This window comes from Mesorhizobium sp. M7A.F.Ca.CA.001.08.2.1, assembly GCF_003998455.1.
Lineage (GTDB): Bacteria > Pseudomonadota > Alphaproteobacteria > Rhizobiales > Rhizobiaceae > Mesorhizobium > Mesorhizobium ciceri.
The window spans coordinates 1-525 of the sequence record NZ_RZPW01001438.1 but is presented as its reverse complement, the minus strand read 5'-3'; the positions used below and the strand labels follow the sequence as shown (position 1 = coordinate 525).

Sequence of the window (525 nt, the reverse complement as noted above, 5' to 3'; positions counted from 1 at the left end):
ATGCTGAACAGCGAGACATAGGCAAGCCCCATCCACGCACTGACGCCGACGCCGTCGAACGACGGCGGCATGGTCATCAGCGTCAGCACCAGCATGACCGGCAGCGACAGCACCAGCGCCCAGCAGATCACTTGCCAGCCGCCGAGCCTGCGCGACAGCGCGGCGCCCTCGGCATAGCCGAGGCCGCAGGCGATGATGGCAGCCAGCATCAGACCGTCGCCGACCGGCGAGGCCGTCACGCCCTGCGTCAGCGCAAAGCCCGCGACCAGCGCACTGCCTATGCATGAAAACAACCAGAACGCCGGGCGCGGCCGATCGCCGCCGCGCAGCACGCCGAATATCGCAGTGGCCAGCGGCAGCAGGCCGACGAAGATAATGGAATGGGCCGTGGTGACGTGCTCGAGCGCCAGCGCGGTCAGCAAGGGAAAGCCGACAACCACGCCAAGTGCCACGATCACCAGCGACAGCAGATCGCCGCGCTCCGGGCGTTTCTGCCGAAACAGGAGCAGGAGCGCAAGGCCAAGC

The 525-nt window shown here is 67.4% G+C and carries 1 protein-coding gene; it reads right to left on the bottom strand.

The annotated features are described in order from the left end of the window. The coding region (locus tag EN914_RS37850; protein ID WP_164779298.1) for a DMT family transporter at nt 1-525 on the bottom strand (525 nt) is incomplete at both ends.